Source organism: Mesorhizobium hawassense (assembly GCF_003289945.1).
Lineage (GTDB): Bacteria > Pseudomonadota > Alphaproteobacteria > Rhizobiales > Rhizobiaceae > Mesorhizobium > Mesorhizobium hawassense.
Genome location: NZ_QMBP01000019.1, coordinates 43,256 through 60,117, shown reverse-complemented (window position 1 = coordinate 60,117; position 16,862 = coordinate 43,256). Strand labels below are relative to the sequence as shown.

Genomic DNA, 16,862 nt, shown 5'->3' with positions numbered 1-16,862 from the left:
GTATGGCGCGATCGCACCATATCAAAGCAAACGCCAAGTTCGGACAATGGCGTCATTGATTCCGCTTCTCGGTTACGGGCGGGAGCAAGCGACCGCCAACAAGAAACAGCGTCGACTCTACCCCAACGGACCTGTTTTCGGCGATGGCCACGCCATGATCCGCTCTGGCGTACAGGCAACGCGCTCTCGTCCGGATTTTATTTCCCGGCGGCCGTGATCCGGCCGCCGGGATAAATTTTGTTTCAAAAGTCAGACAAGTCGCTGATTCCCGCGGCAAACTCCGGATGGCCTCGAGAGGCCGCCGGAGTCGTCTCCGCACGTCACTCTCCAGTCGTTACCGGGCTGACATGAAACTGTCATGCGACTGTAATAATCGAAAGCTATGCCCCTCGTCGGGCGCCGACAGAGACAGGTGCCAAGAGACCATATTCCGAACAGGAGCAGGCCATATGAGACACTTCATCCGCTCGGCGGCCGTTGCGATTGCAATGGCTGCGGCATCCACCGTTACGCTTACCGCGGCCATGGCCGCCGACCTTTCCGGCGCCGGCTCGACCTTCATCTATCCGGTGTTCGCCAAGTGGGCCGACACCTACAAGAAGGACACCGGCACCGGCCTCAACTATCAGTCGATCGGCTCCGGCGGCGGCATCAAGCAGGTCATCGCCAAGACCGTGACCTTCGGCGCCACCGACAAGCCGATGTCCGATGCCGACCTCGAAAAGAACGGCCTCGTGCAGTTCCCGATGGTGATGGGCGGCATCGTGCCGATCGTCAACCTGCAGGGCGTCAAGCCGGGCGAACTCGTCCTCGACGGCAAGACGATTGCCCAGATCTATCTCGGCGCCATCACCACCTGGGATGATGCCGCGATCAAGGCGCTGAACCCGAACCTCACCCTGCCGTCGACCGCCATCGCCGTCGTCCACCGTTCGGACGGCTCGGGCACGACCTTCAACTTCACCAATTATCTGGTGAAGCTCTCGCCCGACTGGAAGGACAAGGTCGGTTCGGACACGGCCGTCGAGTGGCCGACGGGCGTCGGCGCCAAGGGCAGCGAAGGCGTCGCCAACACCGTCAAGCAGACCGATGGCGGCATTGGCTATGTCGAATACGCCTACGCCAAGCAGAACAAGCTTTCCTACTCCAAGATGGTGAACGCCGCCGGCAAGGTGGTCGAGCCGTCGCTCGACAGCTTCGGCGCCGCCGCTTCGAATGCCGACTTCAAGGGCGCGAAGAACTTCAACGTCATCATCACCGACGAGCCCGGCGACACCACTTGGCCGATCGCCGCCTCGACCTGGGTGCTGATCCACAAGGCTCCGGACGATGCCGCCGCCACCGGTGAAGCGCTCAAGTTCTTCGCCTGGGCCTACAAGGACGGCAAGGAAACCGCCAAGGCGCTCGACTATGTCTCGATCCCGGACAGCGTCGTCGACCTGATCAAGGCTTCGTGGAAGGCCGACATCCAGGCTGGCGGCAAGCCCGTCTACGCCGGCGAGTAACAAAATGAAGGAGCGCCGCATCGCGGCGCTCCTTTTCTTCCTCCAGCCAAAGAGCAGAACCTGACATGAGTGCTGTCCAGGAAGCGATGCCGGCCGCCCGCGGTTCGCGCGATGCCACGGTCAGGCGCTTTGCCCTCACCGATGCGATCTTCCGTGCGCTGACGAAAGGCGCCGCGATACTGGTTCTGGTTCTGCTCGGCGGTGTCGCCATCTCGCTGATCGCGGGATCCTGGCCGGCGCTCTCGACCTTCGGCCTGTCCTTCGTGGGCTCCGAGGCCTGGAACCCGGTCACCGAGAAATTCGGCGCGCTGGCGCCCATCTACGGCACCATCATCACCTCGGCGATCGCCATCGTCATCGCCGTGCCGATCGGCATCGGCATCGCGGTCTTCCTGACCGAGCTCTGCCCGCGGCCATTGCGGCGCCCGATCGGCATGGCCGTCGAGCTTCTGGCCGGCATTCCGTCGATCATCTACGGCATCTGGGGCCTGTTCGTCTTCGCGCCGTTCCTGCAGACGACGGTGCAGCCCTTCATCATCTGGATGTTCCACGGGGTTCCCGGCCTCAACAGCCTGTTCGCCGGCCCGCCCTACGGCATCGGCCTGCTGACCTCGGCGATGATCCTGGCCATCATGATCCTGCCGTTCATCACCTCGATCACCAAGGACGTGTTCGACACGGTGCCGTCGGTGCTCAAGGAATCGGCATACGGCATCGGCTGCACGACCTGGGAAGTGACCCGGCGCGTCGTCATCCCTTACACCCGTGTCGGCATCATGGGCGGCGTCATGCTCGCTCTCGGCCGCGCGCTCGGCGAGACCATGGCGGTCACCTTCGTCATCGGCAACGCGCACCGCATCAGCGCCTCGCTGTTTGCTCCGGCCACGACGATCTCGGCGACCATCGCCAACGAATTCACCGAAGCCGTCGGCGACCTCTACACCTCGTCGCTGGTGGCGCTCGGGCTCATCCTGTTCATCATCACCTTCATCATCCTTGCCATCGCGCGCTACATGCTGCTGCGCATCGACAGTCGCGCGGGAGCCTGATCCATGTCGACAGCCCTGTCTCTCCACCAGAGCCGCAAGCGCAAGAACGGCGTGATGATGGCGCTGTGCGTCGTCGCCGCCGGCATCGGTCTCGCCTGGCTGGCGCTGATCCTCGGCGCGCTGATCTACAAGGGCCTGTCCGGCGTGTCGCTGGCGGTGTTCACGCAAATGACGCCGCCGCCCGGCGATGCCGGCGGTCTGCTCAACGCCATCTACGGCAGCATCGTGATGACCATCATCGGTATCGTCGTCGGCACGCCGATCGGCGTGCTGGCCGGCACCTACATGGCCGAGTACGGACGCTTCTCGAAGCTGACCACGGTCGTGCGCTTCATCAACGACATCCTTTTGTCGGCGCCCTCGATCATCGTCGGCCTGTTCGTTTATGAGCTGATGGTGCGCCCGATGGGCCACTTCTCGGCCATAGCCGGCGCCGTCGCGCTGTCGATCCTGGTGATCCCGGTCGTGGTGCGCACCACCGAGGACATGCTGAACCTGGTGCCGAACGCGTTGCGCGAAGCCGGCACCGCCATCGGCGCGCCGCGCTGGGTGGTGATCCGCTCGGTCGCCTGGCGCGCGGCGATGTCGGGAATCGTCACCGGTATCCTGCTGGCCGTCGCCCGCATCTCCGGCGAGACGGCGCCGCTTCTGTTCACCGCGCTCAACAACCAGTTCTGGTCGAGCAATCTCAATGCCCCGATGGCCAGCCTGCCTGTCACCATCTTCCAGTTCGCGCTGAGCCCCTATGAAGAATGGCAGCAACTGGCCTGGACCGGCGCACTCATAATCACCCTGACGGTTCTCGGGCTGAGTATCTTCGCCCGCAGCCTAACCGGACGCAGAGAGGACAGATGAAACCGATGTTGTCCACCGACCTGAACGTAGCCGACACGACCGTCGAGAAGGCCAAGATCGAGGTCAAGGGCCTCAACTTCTACTATGGCCAGTCGAAGGCGCTGAAGGACATCAACCTGTCCCTGCCCGAGCGCAGCGTGACCGCCTTCATCGGGCCGTCGGGTTGCGGGAAGTCGACGCTTCTGCGCGTGCTCAACCGCATCTACGAGCTCTACCCGAAGCAACGCGCCGATGGGCAGGTGCTGCTCGACGGCAAGAACATCCTCGACCGCTCGCAGGACCTCAACCTGCTGCGCACCAAGATCGGCATGGTGTTCCAGAAGCCGACGCCGTTCCCGATGTCGATCTACGAAAACATCGCCTTCGGCGTCAGGCTGTATGAGAGGATCAGCAAGGCCGAGATGGACAACCGCGTCGAGTCGGCGCTGAAGCGCGCCGCGCTCTGGAACGAGGTCAAGGACAAGCTCAACGCCAGCGGCCTCAGCCTCTCCGGCGGTCAGCAGCAGCGCCTTTGCATAGCCCGTACCGTCGCGGTGAAGCCGGAGGTCATCCTGCTCGACGAACCGGCCTCGGCGCTCGATCCGCTGTCGACCGCCAAGATCGAGGAGTTGATCGACGAGTTGCAGGCCGACTACACGATCGTCATCGTCACCCACAACATGCAGCAGGCGGCGCGCGTGTCGCGGCAGACGGCGTTCATGTATCTGGGCGAGCTGGTCGAATTCGACCGGACCGAGAAGATCTTCACCTCGCCGCGTGAGAAGCGCACGCAGGACTACATCACCGGCCGCTTCGGCTGAGTTCATACGAGGACATCATCATGGCCGAACATACCGTCGCCTCCTTCGACGAGGATTTGAGGCAGATCAGCCGGCTGATCAACGACATGGGGGACCTGGCCGGCTCGATGGTCGGCGCGGCGACCCGGGCCCTGCTGGAGACCGACAACGCGCTGGCACAGCGCGTCGTGTCCGACGATGCCATCATGGACGCGCGCCAGCGCGAGCTCGACGATCGCGCCATCACGCTGATCGCCAAGCGGCAGCCGATGGCGGACGACCTGCGCAACGTGGTCGGCTCGATCCGCATGGCGGGCGATCTCGAGCGCATCGGTGACCTGGCCAAGAACATAGCCAAGCGTGTCGGTGCCGTCGGCATCAGCGCCGCGCCGCGCGACCTCACGCATTCGATCGAATCCATGGCGCAGCTGGTGCTGATCCAGGTCCAGGCCGTGATCCAGGAATATACGGTGGGCGATGCCACCGCACTGGCCAAGCTGCGCAATGACGACGAGCGCATCGACGTCAAATACACCTCCGTGTTCCGCGAGCTCCTGACCTATATGATGGAGGATCCGCGCAACATCACGGCTTGCACGCATCTTCTGTTCTGCGCCAAGAATCTCGAGCGCATCGGCGACCATGTGACCAACATCGCCGAGAACGCCTATTATGTGCTGACCGGCACGCAATTGCCCGCCAACCGTCCGAAACAGGACGAGACGGCAATGTCGGCGCCAGCGGCCTGACGGAAAAGGTTACCCCGATGATCGCGCCACGCATCATGGTGGTGGAGGACGAGGAGCCGCTGGGGGTGCTGCTCCGCTACAACCTCGAATCCGAAGGTTACCAGGTCGAAGTGGTGACCCGTGGCGACGAGGCCGAAATCCGCCTGCAGGAAAACGTTCCCGATTTGCTCGTGCTCGACTGGATGGTGCCGGCGGTTTCCGGCATCGAGCTTTGCCGGCGTCTCAGGATGCGGCCCGAGACCGAGCGGCTGCCGATCATCATGCTGACCGCGCGGGGTGAAGAAAGCGACCGCGTGCGCGGCCTCTCGACCGGGGCCGACGACTATCTGGTCAAGCCTTTCTCGACGCCGGAGTTCATGGCGCGCGTCAAGGCGCTGCTGCGCCGCGCCAAACCGGAGGTGCTGTCCAGCGTGCTCAAGGTCGGCGACATCGTGCTCGACCGCGAATCGCACCGCGTCTACCGCAAGAAGAGCGAGATCAGGCTCGGCCCGACCGAGTTCCGGCTGCTGGAATTCATGATGCGGCACCCCGGCCGCGTGTTCTCGCGCAGCCAGTTGCTCGACAATGTCTGGGGCGAGACGATCTATATCGACGAGCGCACCGTGGACGTGCATGTCGGCCGCCTGCGCAAGGCCGTCAACAACGGCCGCATGCCCGACGTTATCCGCACCATTCGTGGGGCGGGCTACGCGATCCGCGAGGATTAGGGATACGCCGAGATTCAGGTGAGGCCGGCCTGCGAAAGGCGGCTTCCTGCGCTGCCGGTACTCACGTACCTAAGTACGCTCCGTTCCGGTTCTCGGAACCCACCATTGTCGGCTCGGCCTGATCTGAATCCAGGCGTATCCTGGCGCCTGGACTTGCCGCTACGCGACGTGTTTGCCTGAAATCGCTCTCGCCTGAACGCCCGGCGCGAAAATCTCCTGGTCGACGAAGGTCAGCGCGCGCATGGCGCAGCCTTCACGGATCAGCGGCAGTTCGTTTGGTTCGGTGTCGAAGGAGATCGATGTCGAGTGCTGGCCGCCGGCGGTCTGGGCGATCGCCTCGCGCAGCGCCGGCTCGATCAGGTCGAAGGCGGCCGCGCTGACGCCGACCATGGCGACGGGCGCCGGATCGATCAGGGCAAACAGGCTGCCGAGGCCGAAGCCCAGCGCCTCGCCGGCCCGGCGATAGGCTTCGCGCTCGGGGCCGTCCTTTTCGCGCGCCCTGGCGGCGAGGGCGCGCATGTCGGCGTCGCCGACATCGACCGGTTCGGCGTCCTCGCTCATGTTCATGGCGCTGCGCCAGATCGCATAATTGCCGGCATAGGCCTCGACGCAACCGCGGCGGCCGCAGCGGCAAAGCGCGCCGCCCGGGCGGTGGATCATATGGCCGAACTCGCCGCCGGAGGAATGCGTGCCGGTGAACAGCGTGCCTTTCAGCACAAGGCCCATGCCGATGCCGTGCGACAACAGGATGGCGATGAAGTCGTCGCGATAGCGCTCCGGGTCGCGCCACTGCAGCGCTACCGCCATCATGTTGCAGTCGTTCTCCATGGTGGCGGGGATGCCGAATTCCGTCTCGAGGATGTCGGCAAATGGAATATCGGTCAGCGGCGTGATCGGCGACCACAGCATGGCGCGTGCATGGGTATCAGTGATGCCCTGAATACCCATGGCGATGCGGGCGACGCTGCCCAGGTCGAGGTCGGGATCCTGCAGCCGGCGCCGGACGATCGCCACGCATGCGCCGATCAATTCGTCGCGCGGCATGACGAGCGTGTCCAGGCGCTGCTGCTCCTCGGCAACCACCTGCCCGGCATAGTCGATGACGGCGACCGACAGGAAGTTGAGCGACAAGACAACGGTCAGCACCGCGGCGGCTTCGGGGTTCAGCGCCAGGCCGATCTGGGGGCGGCCGCGTTTCAACGCCGTCGGCTCGGTGGCCTTGCTTTCGGTGAGAATGCCCTCCTGGATCAGGTCGGCGGAAATCGCCGAGATGGTCGAATGGCTGAGCCCGGTGGTGGCGGCAATCTCGGTCCGCGATGGCTGACCGGCGCGGCGCACGGCCGAAATCACCATGGCGCGGTTGCGGCGGCGCAAATCGTCGTGGCGGATTCCGACCGACATTGTCTGAAACATTTCCTCCTGGTCATCACGGCCTGATGATGCCACGGGTCGTCGGTGACCTGCTAGAGATAGTGGCAGAAGCCGACGACGCTGTCATTATTTATTGCGGATCTCGAAAAAAAGTTCGAGGCACCTCAAAAACCATCAGAATCCGAGTTGACAGCGGCCAAACGTTGGATCACTATTTTTTCGAGGCTCGAAAAAAAGCCTCTGTACCGACCTTAAGGTCAGTCTGGGTCGCGCCGTAAGGGTGCAAGGGAGGAAATCATGAAGAAATTCGCAGCCGCCATTCTGGCGGGTGTTGCCATGTCGCTGGCGCTGGCTTCGGTCGCCGAGGCGAAGGACAAGGTGATCGGTGTCTCGTGGTCGAATTTTCAGGAAGAGCGCTGGAAGACCGACGAAGCCGCGATGAAGGCCGCCATCGAGGCCGCCGGCGACAAGTATATTTCGGCCGACGCGCAGTCCAATCCGGGTAAGCAGCTGACCGACGTCGAAAGCCTGATCTCGCAAGGCGCCAATTCGCTGATCATCCTGGCGCAGGATGCCTCCGCGATCGGTCCGGCGGTGCAGAAGGCGCTCGACGAAGGCATTCCGGTCGTCGGCTATGACCGCCTGATCGAGAACAAGGACGTCTTCTACCTCACTTTCGACAACAAGGAAGTCGGTCGCCTGCAGGCGGCTGCGGTGTTCAAGGCCAAGCCCGAGGGCAACTACGTCTTCATCAAGGGCTCGGGTTCGGATCCGAATGCCGATTTCCTGTTTTCGGGCTCGATGGAAGTGCTCAAGGCGGCCATCGACTCGGGCAAGATCAAGAATGTCGGTGAGGCCTATACCGACGGCTGGCTGCCCGCCAACGCGCAGAAGAACATGGAACAGTTCCTGACCGCCAACGACAACAAAGTCGATGCGGTCGTGGCGGCCAATGACGGCACCGCCGGTGGCGTCGTCGCGGCACTGACGGCGCAAGGCCTGGCCGGCACCGTGCCGGTGTCGGGCCAGGACGGCGATCATGCCGCGCTGAACCGCATCGCGCTCGGCACCCAGACCGTGTCGGTGTGGAAGGACGCGCGCGAACTCGGCAAGAACGCCGCCGAGATCGCCTCGCAGCTCGCCGACGGCAAGAAGATGGCCGACATCGCCGGCGCCAAGGACTTCACCACGCCTGGCGGCAACACCGTCAAGTCGCTGTTCCTGACCCCGGTCGCCATCACCAAGGACAATCTCAACGTCGTCATCGACGCCGGCTGGATCAAGAAGGACGAAGTCTGCGCCGGCGTTGCCGCCGGCAGTGTCAAGGTCTGCAACTAGGCTGGCCGACGACGGTTCTGCGTTCGGCGCCGCGGCCGAAAGGCCGCGGCGCTTTTCCAAAAGCTCGCCATCCTGATCGAGGCGGAGAGCAAACAGCATCGTGTTCCGGAAACCGCGCCAGACGGCAAACCGGTGGGAGGACGTTATGACCGACACGACCGTGGATCGCGCACGCGCGGCCGAACTCGGCGCCCTTGGGCGCTTTCTCAAGGCAACCGAACTCGACACGCGCATGCTCGGCATGGTCGGTGCGCTGCTGGTCATCTGGATCGGCATCCACATCCTGTCGGGCGGCCTTTTCCTGACGCCGCGCAACCTGTGGAACCTCTCGGTGCAGACCTCGTCGGTGGCGATCATGGCGACCGGCATGGTGCTGGTCATCGTCATGCGCAATATCGACCTTTCGGTCGGTTCGGTCGAAGGCGTGGTCGGCATGATCATGGGCGTGGCGCAGGCGGAATTCCTCATCCGCGTCCTGGGCTTCCAGCTCGGCAATCCCTGGCTTTGGATCATCGCGCTGGCCGCCGGCGTGGCGCTCGGCCTGCTCATCGGCGCGTTCCAGGGCTTCATCATCGCCTATATGGAAGTGCCGGCCTTCATCGTCACGCTCGGCGGCCTGCTGGTCTGGCGCGGCATGGCGTGGCTGATCACCAGCGGCCGAACCGTGGCGCCGCTCGACGCCACCTTCCAGCTGATGGGCGGTGGGCCGCGCGGCTCGATCGGCGCCACCGCGAGCTGGATCATCGGCGCGGTTGCCTGCGCGGCGGTAGCTTTCGCCCTGCTCAACGGCCGCTCGCAGCGCAAGCGGTTCCATTTCCCGCTTCGGCCTGTGTGGGCGGAGGTCTTCCTCGGCGTGGTCGCCTGCGCCGTCATCCTCGGCGCCGTCTGGGTCGCCAACTCCTATCCCTGGCCGGTCGGCATAGTGCGTCAATACGCCGAGAAGAACGGCATCACCATTCCCGAAGGCGGGCTGTTCATCGCCCATGGCATCGCCATTCCGGTGCTGATGGCGGTGGTGGTGGGCATCGTCATGACCTTCATCACCAAGCGCACCCGTTTCGGTCGCTACGTCTTCGCTATCGGCGGCAATCCCGAAGCGGCTTCGCTTGCAGGTATCAACACACGCTGGGTGACGATGAAGGTGTTCATGATCATGGGCGTGCTGGCCGCGATCAGCGCGGCGATTTCGTCGGCGCGCCTCAACGCCTCGACCAATGCGCTGGGTACGCTGGACGAGCTTCTGGTCATCGCCGCCGCGGTCATTGGCGGCACATCGCTGGCCGGCGGCTCGGGCACCGTGCTCGGCGCCATGCTCGGCGCGCTTCTGATGCAGTCGCTGCAGTCCGGCATGGTGTTGCTCGGCATCGACTCGCCGCTGCAGAGCATCGTCGTCGGCGCCGTGCTGGTCGTCGCCGTCTGGCTCGACACCGTCTACCGCAAGCGCGTGTAAGGCAGGAGAAGGATCATGGCCGAGAAAGCCGCTCCCCAAACCCATCAGACTGGCACACCGCTGATCGACATGCGCAACATCTCGATCGCCTTTGGCGGCATCCGCGCCGTCGACGACGCCTCCGTCGATCTTTTCCCGGGCGAAGTGGTGGCGCTGCTCGGCCACAATGGCGCCGGCAAGTCGACGCTGATCAAAATCCTGTCCGGCGCTTACAAGCGCGATGCCGGGGAGATATTCGTCAATGGCGACGAGGCATCGATCTCCAACCCGCGCGACGCCAAGAAATACGGCATCGAGACGATCTACCAGACGCTGGCGCTGGCCGACAATGTCGATGCCGCGGCCAATCTCTTCCTCGGCCGCGAGCTGATGACGGGCTGGGGCACACTCGACGACGTCGCCATGGAAGCCGAGGCGCGCAGGGTGATGGGCCGGCTCAATCCGCGCTTCCAGCGGTTCAAGGAGCCGGTCGTCAAGCTGTCGGGCGGACAGCGGCAGTCGGTGGCGATCGCGCGCGCCATTCTCTTCAACGCCCGCATCCTGATCATGGACGAGCCGACGGCCGCGCTCGGGCCGCAGGAGACGGCCCAGGTCGGCGAGCTGGTCAAGCAGCTCAAGGCGGACGGCATCGGCATCTTCCTGATCAGCCACGACATCCACGACGTGTTCGAGCTCGCCGACCGGGTGTGCGTGATGAAGAACGGCCAGGTGGTCGGCACCGCGCGCACCAGTGACGTCACCCAGGACGAGGTGCTCGGCATGATCATCCTCGGCAAGTGTCCGCCGGGCGCCATTCCGGGACCGGGTGCGTTGAAGATCGCGGCATGAGATCACAGATTAGCCGGCTAATTTACGATTGATTGATGTGCCAGTACGCCGTGATGGTTTGGCCTCGCCATTGTATTGGCGTCAAGTCTTGCGCATAAAGGCGGCCAACCTTCCATGGGCCGCACCTTGCGTTGAAAAAGTTGTTTCCAATCGTCGCTTTCATCGCCGTCGCGCTGATCAGCCTGACGATGGCTGGGTTCGCCTATTTCGCGACCCAGGAAGCGGCGCGGATCAAGTTCGAAGGCACCGCCGACGATGCGCTCAGCCGCATCGAAAGCCGCATCGACCTGCATCTGTCGCTGCTGCGCTCGACGCAGGCGCTGTTCGATGCGCGCAACGGCGACATAACGCGCGGCGAATTCAAGGCCTTCTTCACCGCGCTGAACATCGACGACAATTTCGCCGGCCTGCGCGGCATCGGCTTCCTCAGGCTCGCCAAAGCCGGTGACGAGGCCGCTGTCGAACGCGATATCCTGCATGACCACGGATCAGCTCACCCGATCTACCCCCAAACAACCGAGCCATGGCGGACACCCATCGTGCTGTTCGAGCCACTCGATACGTCCAATCAGTCGATCATCGGCTTCGATATGTTCAGCGAGCCGGTACGCCGCGCGGCGATCGAAAAGGCGATGGCCGACGACCAGCAGCATGCCAGCGGCCTGGTCCAGCTTGGTCAGGGCGCCGGAGTGACGCAGACTTTCACGGGTTTCCTGGTTTTCGTGCGGCTGAACGTCGAAACCGCGCCCGACGTCATCAACGCCAGCCGCTCCTCGACCGCCGGTTTTCTCTATGCCGCATTCCGCGCCGGCGACCTGTTCCAGGTCGCGCTCAGCCATTCGCCGCTGCTGCCGGTCAATGTCGAGGTCTATGACGGCAAGCCGGAGGCCGGCAACCTGCTTTTCCGTTCGGAAGCGCCGCCGGCGGAACGTATCGGCGCGAAGCTTCTGGCACGCCGCGATATCGTCGTTGCCGGCCGGCCCTGGACTTTGCTGTTCAGGCCAACGAGCGCCTTCGAGCCGCCATCCTCGCGCGCCATTCCGGTGATGCTTGGCATGTTCGGGTTGCTGCTTGCCGGCGCTATCGCCCTGGTGGCGCGCTATCAGGAGCGAGCCTATGACGCGAAATCGGCGCTGCACGAGGCGACCGAAAAGAGCCTGCTGGAAAAGGACCTGATCCTGCAGGAGATGAAGCACCGCATCAAGAATTCGATCACCCGCGTGCTGGCGATCGCGCGGCAGACGGCCTCACAAGCCACCGACGTCAAGGAGTTTTCGGCGTCGTTCTCGGCGCGCCTCCAGGCCATGGCTGCATCGCAGGATATGCTGACGCGCTCACGCTGGCAGAAGGCCGATCTCGGCGATCTGCTGCGCATCGAGCTCGGGCAGGTGTTCGGCAAGGATCTTCCCGAGGGCGTGTTGTCCGGGCCGGAAGTGCTGCTCGACGAGACGACGACACAGGCGCTCGGGCTGACCTTCCACGAACTCGCCACCAACGCGCTGAAATATGGCGAAGCCGGCAACTCCGTGGGCGCCCTCAAGGTCGACTGGAGCGTCGATGGGCCCGGCCACGAGCGGACGCTGCTCTTGAACTGGCGCGAAGCGGGTCAGAAGAAACTGGAAGCACCGGCCAAGACCGGCTTCGGCACCAAGCTGATCGACCTCAACGTCACACGCGAATTGCGCGGCACGATCGCGCGCGATTACAGCGACGACGGACTGAAGGTGGAAATCAAGATCCCGCTGGCCGGGTGAGCAACCCAAAAGTCCCAGGTGCGCGATCTTGAATTCAAAAAAGAAACCGGAGGCCGGCAACCGGCCCCCGGTTCGCTTCCTTGCTGAACTAGTTGCAGCGGGCCGTGTAGATCCGGCCGTGACGATCGCGATACTGGCAATAGCCGTTGCGCAGGTTGCGGACCAGGAGGCCCGACCCGGCGCCGACGGCAGCGCCGATCAGCGCGCCCTTGCCGCCGCCGACCAGGCCGCCGATACCGGCGCCGATCAGGCCGCCGCCGACGACGTCCTGCTCGGTGCTGGTGCAGCCGCTGACGGCGACCACGGCAACCATGGCAATGATCATCTTCCGCATAGAATTGCTCCTCACTTTTGTCCTCACTTTTGGCAGTGCCAGCAATCATTTAGCATGAAAAAGCGGGCTTTGCCTGCCCGATTTTACTGTTGGCTAAGATAGTCTTTTTCGGGGCGCACGGCGTTCGACGCGACAAGCGTGCCGGAAACCTCCAGGGATGCCACCAGCGTGCCGTCGGGCCGCACGTTCCAGACGATCTGGTCGTAGTCGTCCTCCAGCGCCGGATCGGCGGCGAGGCACTGGCCGATGATGTGGGGAGCCTTGCCCCGCAAGTCGCCGAGCGCGAATGGCCTTTCGGCGGTGCAAGCCTGCTCGGTCTCGAAAACGCTGACCGGCACCTGAAGTTCTCGGCAATCGGTCATCGAGCTCGAACAGCCGACGACGAAGAGCAATGCGGCAATGTGTTCCATGGCTCCAAACCTCTCGCCGCGAACAACGATTCTCGGCGAAAGAAAGTTCCAGGCCTGGATTTTGGTCAGACTTTAGAGCCGCCCGCGGGATCAGAACAATTGCCAGGCCGCGGTCAGGGCCACGGCGGCGAGAAGCGCGATGGCGCCAAGACGAACCGTCAGGTGCGAGGATCGTGGCGCCGGCGGCGGTTCGGCTTCCTGGAAGCCGCTCATCGAGACGCGGGCAGCCTGCTCCAGCTTGTTCAATTCGGCGACCATCATTCAGTCTCCCAGATCGCGCGCCGGGGCGCGGACGGGTTTCCGGCGCATCGTTAGCCGGGAGCACAGGATCGAACTTTATGGTGAACAGCCGGTTAAGGCTTCGCCGGCAAAGGGCCAACCCTCAATCTGTCTCGAAATTCCCGTGCGGGACGGTGAGGCGGTACTCCATGCGGTCCTTGCCGATTTCCAGCGTCGCGGAGCCATTGAGCGACATCGGCACGACGCGCTCCAGCGCCACGCTGCCGAAGCGCTTCTCGTTGCGCGGCGCGTCGCCGACCGCTTCAGTCCAGGTCAGCAGGAGGTTGGGCGAGGCTCCGTTCTCTGCTTCGAGCAGGGCGCGCACTTCGACGTGGCCGTCCGGCCGCGACAGCGCGCCATAGCTGACGGAGTTCACGGCCAGTTCATGCATAGCCAGGCCAATATGCAGGGCGGCGTTGGGATTGAGATACGGATTCTCGCCCGCGAACCGCAGGCTTTGCGACAGATCGCTGCTGTAGCGGCCGACCTGGCCGGATACGAGTTCCTGCAGCGCCGCGCCTCGCCAGTTGGAGGATGTGACGAGGTCCTGCGAGGAAGCGAGCGATTGCAGCCGGCCGCGAAACCGCGCCAGGAATTCGCCGAGCGTCTCGGTATAGCGCCCGGTCTGGGTGGCAATGCTCTGGATGATGGCGAGCAGATTTTTCGATCGATGGCTGACTTCGCGCAGCAAAGTCTTCAGCGTCTGCTCGCGGCGTTTCTGCTCCGTCGTCTCCACCATGGTGGTGACGACGCCGAGGACTTCGCCGGAATCCCCGTGATCGGCATCGATCCACAGCTGGAACCAGCGCACGCCCTGGCTTCCGGGAATGCTGAGCTCGAGTTGGTCCGCACTGCCGGATGCGATCACCTTGAGCTTGGTCGCTCTTATGCGTTCGGCCTGCGCGGGCGAGAGCAAATCCTTGCCGTCGGCGGTTTCTGACGCCCAGGGCGCGCTCATGTTGCGCGCCCAGACCGTTTTCATCTGCCGATCCTGGTAGAGAACCGAAATTCCGGCATTGTGCAGGGCATGAAGCAAGGCCCGGCCCAGTTGCATCCCGCTTTCGGCAGGATGCATCGCGATCACTTCACTATCCTGCTTTTCAACCCTGTTTTTCGTGGGACCCTCGGAAGGCATCGGAAATATCCCCGCACTCGGTCCTCGCCCGCACTCGATCCTTGAACGGCTCACTTCGCAACTGGTTCCGCGCATGGGCCTCCCCGAAATCGCGGACCCCAAAAACGGTCCGCCGGCCGGCGCTCTTTCGAGGCACCGTCCGGCGGTGGCTGGAAACCGTTTGAGGGGTGCGGCTTCCAGTGTAGCGGTCAGGCTCTCCTGAAGAGGCCCGCGATGAGCGAAATCACCAGGAAGGCGAGGAAGATGAAGAACAGGATCTGCGCGATGCCTGCCGATGTACCGGCTATGCCGCCGAACCCAAGCGCGCCGGCGATGATCGCAACTACGAGAAATACGAGCGCCCAGTACAGCATGATGCGTCTCCTTACTTATGTCGGGAAAAGAACGTGGTTCGGTGCCGTTTGTTCCACCATTTGCCGAAAAAGACGATCCCCTTGAGAGGGCTTTTCCGATCGCAAAAACAGACAAGCGTCACACGAGGCGCGAAGGCCTCGCCTGACGCTCAAAAGTTCGGGCTTGACGGAATCAGGCGGCGGCTTTGGCCTGCCGGTCGAAGAACAGGGCCTGGCTGATCAAAGCCTTGACCATGTCGGGATTGAAGGGCTTGGTGACCAGGAAGGCCGGCTCCGGGCGTTCGCCGGTCAGCAGGCGTTCCGGGAAGGCGGTGATGAAGATCACCGGCACCGGCGTCGAGGACAAAATCTCGTTGACGGCTTCGATGCCGGAGCTGCCATCGGCGAGCTGGATGTCGGCCAGAACCATTTTCGGCCGCGTCTTGCCGAACATGGCCACCGCCTCGGCATGGGTGCGCGCCGTGCCGACCACGCGGTGGCCGAGGCTTTCGACCATCTCCTCGATGTCCATGGCAATCAGCGGCTCGTCCTCGATGATCAGCACGTCGGTCGCGACCTGCCGGGAAATCTCGTTGCTCGCCTGGGCAAGCAGCTGCGAGAACTCATCCTCGTCGACGTCGAGAATTTCCGCTGCCTCGTCCTCGCTGAAGCCCTCGACGGCCACCAGCAGGAAAGCCTGTCTCGGCAGCGGCGCGATCGCGTTCAGGTTGGCGGCGGCCCGTTGCTCCCAGGCGGTCTGCGCCTGTTCCTGCGGCACGCGGATGGCCACGGAAGTGAACAGCCTGGCGAAAACCTTGTACAGCGCGATGCGGTCGCTGGAGGCTTCGGGAAAGATGTCGGTGTCGGCGATGATGGCTTCCAGCATCGCGGCGACCAGCGCGTCACCGCTCTCCTGCGATCCCGATACCGCCCGCGAAAAGCGGCGCAGGAACGGAAGATGCGGGGCGATGGTTGCGGACAAACTCATTATTTACGTCTCCCTCAGATGACGTTGCATGTTCAAGGCCATGCCGATCGCAAGCCCCGGAAAATCAAACGCCGGCTTTCAGAAAAAGTTCCGCCGGCTGTGGAACTAAATTAGCAGGCGGGCGTTTCCGGGTTTCGGGATGGGCAACCAGACGAGCGTTCCGCTTGCGTTGTGGTTTGAAGTCGAAGAGCGGTTCGCGTGCTGGAAATTAGGGCGACTATGAAAGAAATGTCGAAAAAACAAATGGCTGATGCCGCAAGCAGGCATCGGAACGGGGACGGCAACCCACTTGGAGCAAACTCCGAAATTGCCCGCAAGCTCAAGCAATATTATGACGAGTTGGTCTCGGACCATGTGCCGGACCGTTTCGCTCAGTTGCTCAGCCAGCTGGAACAGACCGAACCTGCCCAGAAAAAGGACTGAGGCATGGCTGCGGTATCCCAGACCTTCAAAACCGAGTTGCTCGGTGCGATCCCGAGCCTGCGCGCTTTCGCCGTTTCATTGACGCAGAACGCCGACCGGGCCGACGACCTCGTCCAGGAAACGCTGGTCAAGGCGTGGGACAAGCATGAGAGCTTCCAGCCAGGCACCAACCTCAAGGCCTGGTTGTTCACCATCCTGCGCAACGAATTCTATTCCCAGATGCGCAAGCGCGGCCGCGAGGTGCAGGACAGCGACGGCATCATGACGGCCAGGCTTGCCGTTCATCCGGCCCAGCATGGCCAGCTCGACCTCAAGGATTTCCGCGGCGCGCTTGAGCAACTGCCCGAGGACCAGCGCGAAGCCATCATCCTGATCGGCGCTTCCGGCTTCTCCTATGAAGAGGCCGCCGAAATCTGCGGCTGCGCGGTCGGCACGATCAAGAGCCGGGTCAGCCGGGCGCGCACCAGGCTGCAGGAGATACTCAAGATTTCCGGAGAGGACGAGTTCGGTCCCGATGCGATCTCGGCGCAGGTGACGGGTTCGAACGCGGCGTGAGCCGAACCAGCGAGGTGTCTA

General features: G+C 63.5%; 19 protein-coding genes. 12 read left to right on the top strand and 7 right to left on the bottom strand.

Annotated features, from left to right (window positions below; genetic code table 11):
- Window positions 1-449 precede the first annotated feature (449 nt).
- The 6 genes from pstS to phoB all read left to right on the top strand — a co-directional run bounded on the left by pstS (window position 450) and on the right by phoB (window position 5,644).
- Entirely contained in the window at window positions 450-1,505 is a 1,056-nt protein-coding gene (gene pstS / locus DPM33_RS28970) for a phosphate ABC transporter substrate-binding protein PstS (RefSeq protein WP_112100818.1), read from the top strand.
- 65 nt (window positions 1,506-1,570) lie between these two features.
- Window positions 1,571-2,554, top strand: coding sequence for a phosphate ABC transporter permease subunit PstC (gene pstC / locus DPM33_RS28965; RefSeq protein ID WP_112100817.1), 984 nt, complete (start codon window positions 1,571-1,573; stop codon window positions 2,552-2,554).
- 3 nt (window positions 2,555-2,557) lie between these two features.
- Window positions 2,558-3,409, top strand: a complete 852-nt coding sequence (gene pstA / locus DPM33_RS28960; protein WP_112100816.1) for a phosphate ABC transporter permease PstA — start codon at window positions 2,558-2,560, stop codon at window positions 3,407-3,409.
- Window positions 3,406-4,209 (top strand): phosphate ABC transporter ATP-binding protein PstB, encoded by an 804-nt coding sequence (pstB, locus tag DPM33_RS28955; protein ID WP_112100815.1) that lies wholly within the window; start codon window positions 3,406-3,408, stop codon window positions 4,207-4,209. The genes pstA and pstB overlap by 4 nt, the downstream gene beginning before the upstream one ends.
- Window positions 4,210-4,229: 20 nt before the next feature.
- A complete protein-coding gene (gene phoU / locus DPM33_RS28950) occupies window positions 4,230-4,937 on the top strand; it encodes a phosphate signaling complex protein PhoU (protein WP_112100814.1) in 708 nt (235 codons plus the stop codon).
- Between the two features lie 17 nt (window positions 4,938-4,954).
- Entirely contained in the window at window positions 4,955-5,644 is a 690-nt protein-coding gene (phoB, locus tag DPM33_RS28945; protein ID WP_010911896.1) for a phosphate regulon transcriptional regulator PhoB, read from the top strand.
- A 159-nt stretch (window positions 5,645-5,803) separates the two neighbouring features.
- On the opposite strand, the gene DPM33_RS28940 is transcribed toward phoB, so the two are convergent.
- Window positions 5,804-7,045, bottom strand: a complete 1,242-nt coding sequence (locus DPM33_RS28940; protein WP_112100813.1) for an ROK family protein — start codon at window positions 7,043-7,045, stop codon at window positions 5,804-5,806.
- 267 nt (window positions 7,046-7,312) lie between these two features.
- Between DPM33_RS28940 and xylF the strand changes: the two genes are divergently transcribed.
- The 4 genes from xylF (at window position 7,313) to DPM33_RS28920 (ending at window position 12,385) form a co-directional block, all read left to right on the top strand.
- Entirely contained in the window at window positions 7,313-8,353 is a 1,041-nt protein-coding gene (gene xylF, locus DPM33_RS28935; RefSeq protein ID WP_112100812.1) for a D-xylose ABC transporter substrate-binding protein, read from the top strand.
- A 145-nt stretch (window positions 8,354-8,498) separates the two neighbouring features.
- Window positions 8,499-9,803 (top strand): sugar ABC transporter permease, encoded by a 1,305-nt coding sequence (locus DPM33_RS28930; RefSeq protein WP_112100811.1) that lies wholly within the window; start codon window positions 8,499-8,501, stop codon window positions 9,801-9,803.
- A gap of 15 nt (window positions 9,804-9,818) precedes the next feature.
- Window positions 9,819-10,631: an ATP-binding cassette domain-containing protein gene (locus DPM33_RS28925; RefSeq protein ID WP_112100810.1), complete on the top strand. Its 813-nt coding sequence runs from the start codon at window positions 9,819-9,821 to the stop codon at window positions 10,629-10,631.
- Between the two features lie 131 nt (window positions 10,632-10,762).
- Window positions 10,763-12,385, top strand: coding sequence for a CHASE domain-containing protein (locus DPM33_RS28920; RefSeq protein ID WP_112100809.1), 1,623 nt, complete (start codon window positions 10,763-10,765; stop codon window positions 12,383-12,385).
- An 88-nt stretch (window positions 12,386-12,473) separates the two neighbouring features.
- Here the strand turns inward: DPM33_RS28920 and DPM33_RS28915 are convergent, their stop codons facing one another.
- The 6 genes from DPM33_RS28915 to DPM33_RS28895 all read right to left on the bottom strand — a co-directional run bounded on the left by DPM33_RS28915 (window position 12,474) and on the right by DPM33_RS28895 (window position 15,863).
- Window positions 12,474-12,719 (bottom strand): YMGG-like glycine zipper-containing protein, encoded by a 246-nt coding sequence (locus DPM33_RS28915; protein WP_112100808.1) that lies wholly within the window; start codon window positions 12,717-12,719, stop codon window positions 12,474-12,476.
- Between the two features lie 83 nt (window positions 12,720-12,802).
- The gene (locus DPM33_RS28910) at window positions 12,803-13,129 is read right to left on the bottom strand and encodes a hypothetical protein (RefSeq protein WP_112100807.1); all 327 of its coding nucleotides are present in this window, start codon (window positions 13,127-13,129) and stop codon (window positions 12,803-12,805) included.
- 90 nt (window positions 13,130-13,219) lie between these two features.
- Entirely contained in the window at window positions 13,220-13,387 is a 168-nt protein-coding gene (locus tag DPM33_RS36430) for a hypothetical protein (RefSeq protein ID WP_167449256.1), read from the bottom strand.
- 124 nt (window positions 13,388-13,511) lie between these two features.
- Window positions 13,512-14,543 carry a sensor histidine kinase gene (locus DPM33_RS28905; protein ID WP_112100806.1) on the bottom strand — a complete coding sequence of 344 codons (1,032 nt, stop codon included), beginning with the start codon at window positions 14,541-14,543 and terminating at the stop codon, window positions 13,512-13,514.
- 188 nt (window positions 14,544-14,731) lie between these two features.
- Window positions 14,732-14,896, bottom strand: a complete 165-nt coding sequence (locus tag DPM33_RS28900) for a DUF1328 domain-containing protein (RefSeq protein ID WP_018429836.1) — start codon at window positions 14,894-14,896, stop codon at window positions 14,732-14,734.
- Between the two features lie 172 nt (window positions 14,897-15,068).
- On the bottom strand, window positions 15,069-15,863 hold the full coding sequence (locus DPM33_RS28895) for a response regulator (protein WP_112100805.1): 795 nt from the start codon (window positions 15,861-15,863) through the stop codon (window positions 15,069-15,071).
- Between the two features lie 219 nt (window positions 15,864-16,082).
- Between DPM33_RS28895 and DPM33_RS28890 the strand changes: the two genes are divergently transcribed.
- Both DPM33_RS28890 and DPM33_RS28885 read left to right on the top strand, forming a co-directional pair.
- Window positions 16,083-16,286: a NepR family anti-sigma factor gene (locus tag DPM33_RS28890; RefSeq protein WP_095767379.1), complete on the top strand. Its 204-nt coding sequence runs from the start codon at window positions 16,083-16,085 to the stop codon at window positions 16,284-16,286.
- Between the two features lie 3 nt (window positions 16,287-16,289).
- Complete coding sequence (locus DPM33_RS28885) at window positions 16,290-16,841, top strand: RNA polymerase sigma factor (protein ID WP_112100804.1); 552 nt, start codon at window positions 16,290-16,292, stop codon at window positions 16,839-16,841.
- Window positions 16,842-16,862 lie beyond the last annotated feature (21 nt).

Bases quoted from the DNA above. Each gene is read 5' to 3' on its own strand.
- pstS (WP_112100818.1), top strand. From the start codon at position 450: ATGAGACACTTCATCCGCTCGGCGGCCGTTGCGATTGCAATGGCTGCG.
- pstC (WP_112100817.1), top strand. From the start codon at position 1,571: ATGAGTGCTGTCCAGGAAGCGATGCCGGCCGCCCGCGGTTCGCGCGAT.
- pstA (WP_112100816.1), top strand. From the start codon at position 2,558: ATGTCGACAGCCCTGTCTCTCCACCAGAGCCGCAAGCGCAAGAACGGC.
- pstB (WP_112100815.1), top strand. From the start codon at position 3,406: ATGAAACCGATGTTGTCCACCGACCTGAACGTAGCCGACACGACCGTC.
- phoU (WP_112100814.1), top strand. From the start codon at position 4,230: ATGGCCGAACATACCGTCGCCTCCTTCGACGAGGATTTGAGGCAGATC.
- phoB (WP_010911896.1), top strand. From the start codon at position 4,955: ATGATCGCGCCACGCATCATGGTGGTGGAGGACGAGGAGCCGCTGGGG.
- DPM33_RS28940 (WP_112100813.1), bottom strand. From the start codon at position 7,045: ATGTCGGTCGGAATCCGCCACGACGATTTGCGCCGCCGCAACCGCGCC.
- xylF (WP_112100812.1), top strand. From the start codon at position 7,313: ATGAAGAAATTCGCAGCCGCCATTCTGGCGGGTGTTGCCATGTCGCTG.
- DPM33_RS28930 (WP_112100811.1), top strand. From the start codon at position 8,499: ATGACCGACACGACCGTGGATCGCGCACGCGCGGCCGAACTCGGCGCC.
- DPM33_RS28925 (WP_112100810.1), top strand. From the start codon at position 9,819: ATGGCCGAGAAAGCCGCTCCCCAAACCCATCAGACTGGCACACCGCTG.
- DPM33_RS28915 (WP_112100808.1), bottom strand. From the start codon at position 12,719: ATGCGGAAGATGATCATTGCCATGGTTGCCGTGGTCGCCGTCAGCGGC.
- DPM33_RS28910 (WP_112100807.1), bottom strand. From the start codon at position 13,129: ATGGAACACATTGCCGCATTGCTCTTCGTCGTCGGCTGTTCGAGCTCG.
- DPM33_RS36430 (WP_167449256.1), bottom strand. From the start codon at position 13,387: ATGGTCGCCGAATTGAACAAGCTGGAGCAGGCTGCCCGCGTCTCGATG.
- DPM33_RS28905 (WP_112100806.1), bottom strand. From the start codon at position 14,543: ATGCCTTCCGAGGGTCCCACGAAAAACAGGGTTGAAAAGCAGGATAGT.
- DPM33_RS28900 (WP_018429836.1), bottom strand. From the start codon at position 14,896: ATGCTGTACTGGGCGCTCGTATTTCTCGTAGTTGCGATCATCGCCGGC.
- DPM33_RS28895 (WP_112100805.1), bottom strand. From the start codon at position 15,863: ATGAGTTTGTCCGCAACCATCGCCCCGCATCTTCCGTTCCTGCGCCGC.
- DPM33_RS28890 (WP_095767379.1), top strand. From the start codon at position 16,083: ATGAAAGAAATGTCGAAAAAACAAATGGCTGATGCCGCAAGCAGGCAT.
- DPM33_RS28885 (WP_112100804.1), top strand. From the start codon at position 16,290: ATGGCTGCGGTATCCCAGACCTTCAAAACCGAGTTGCTCGGTGCGATC.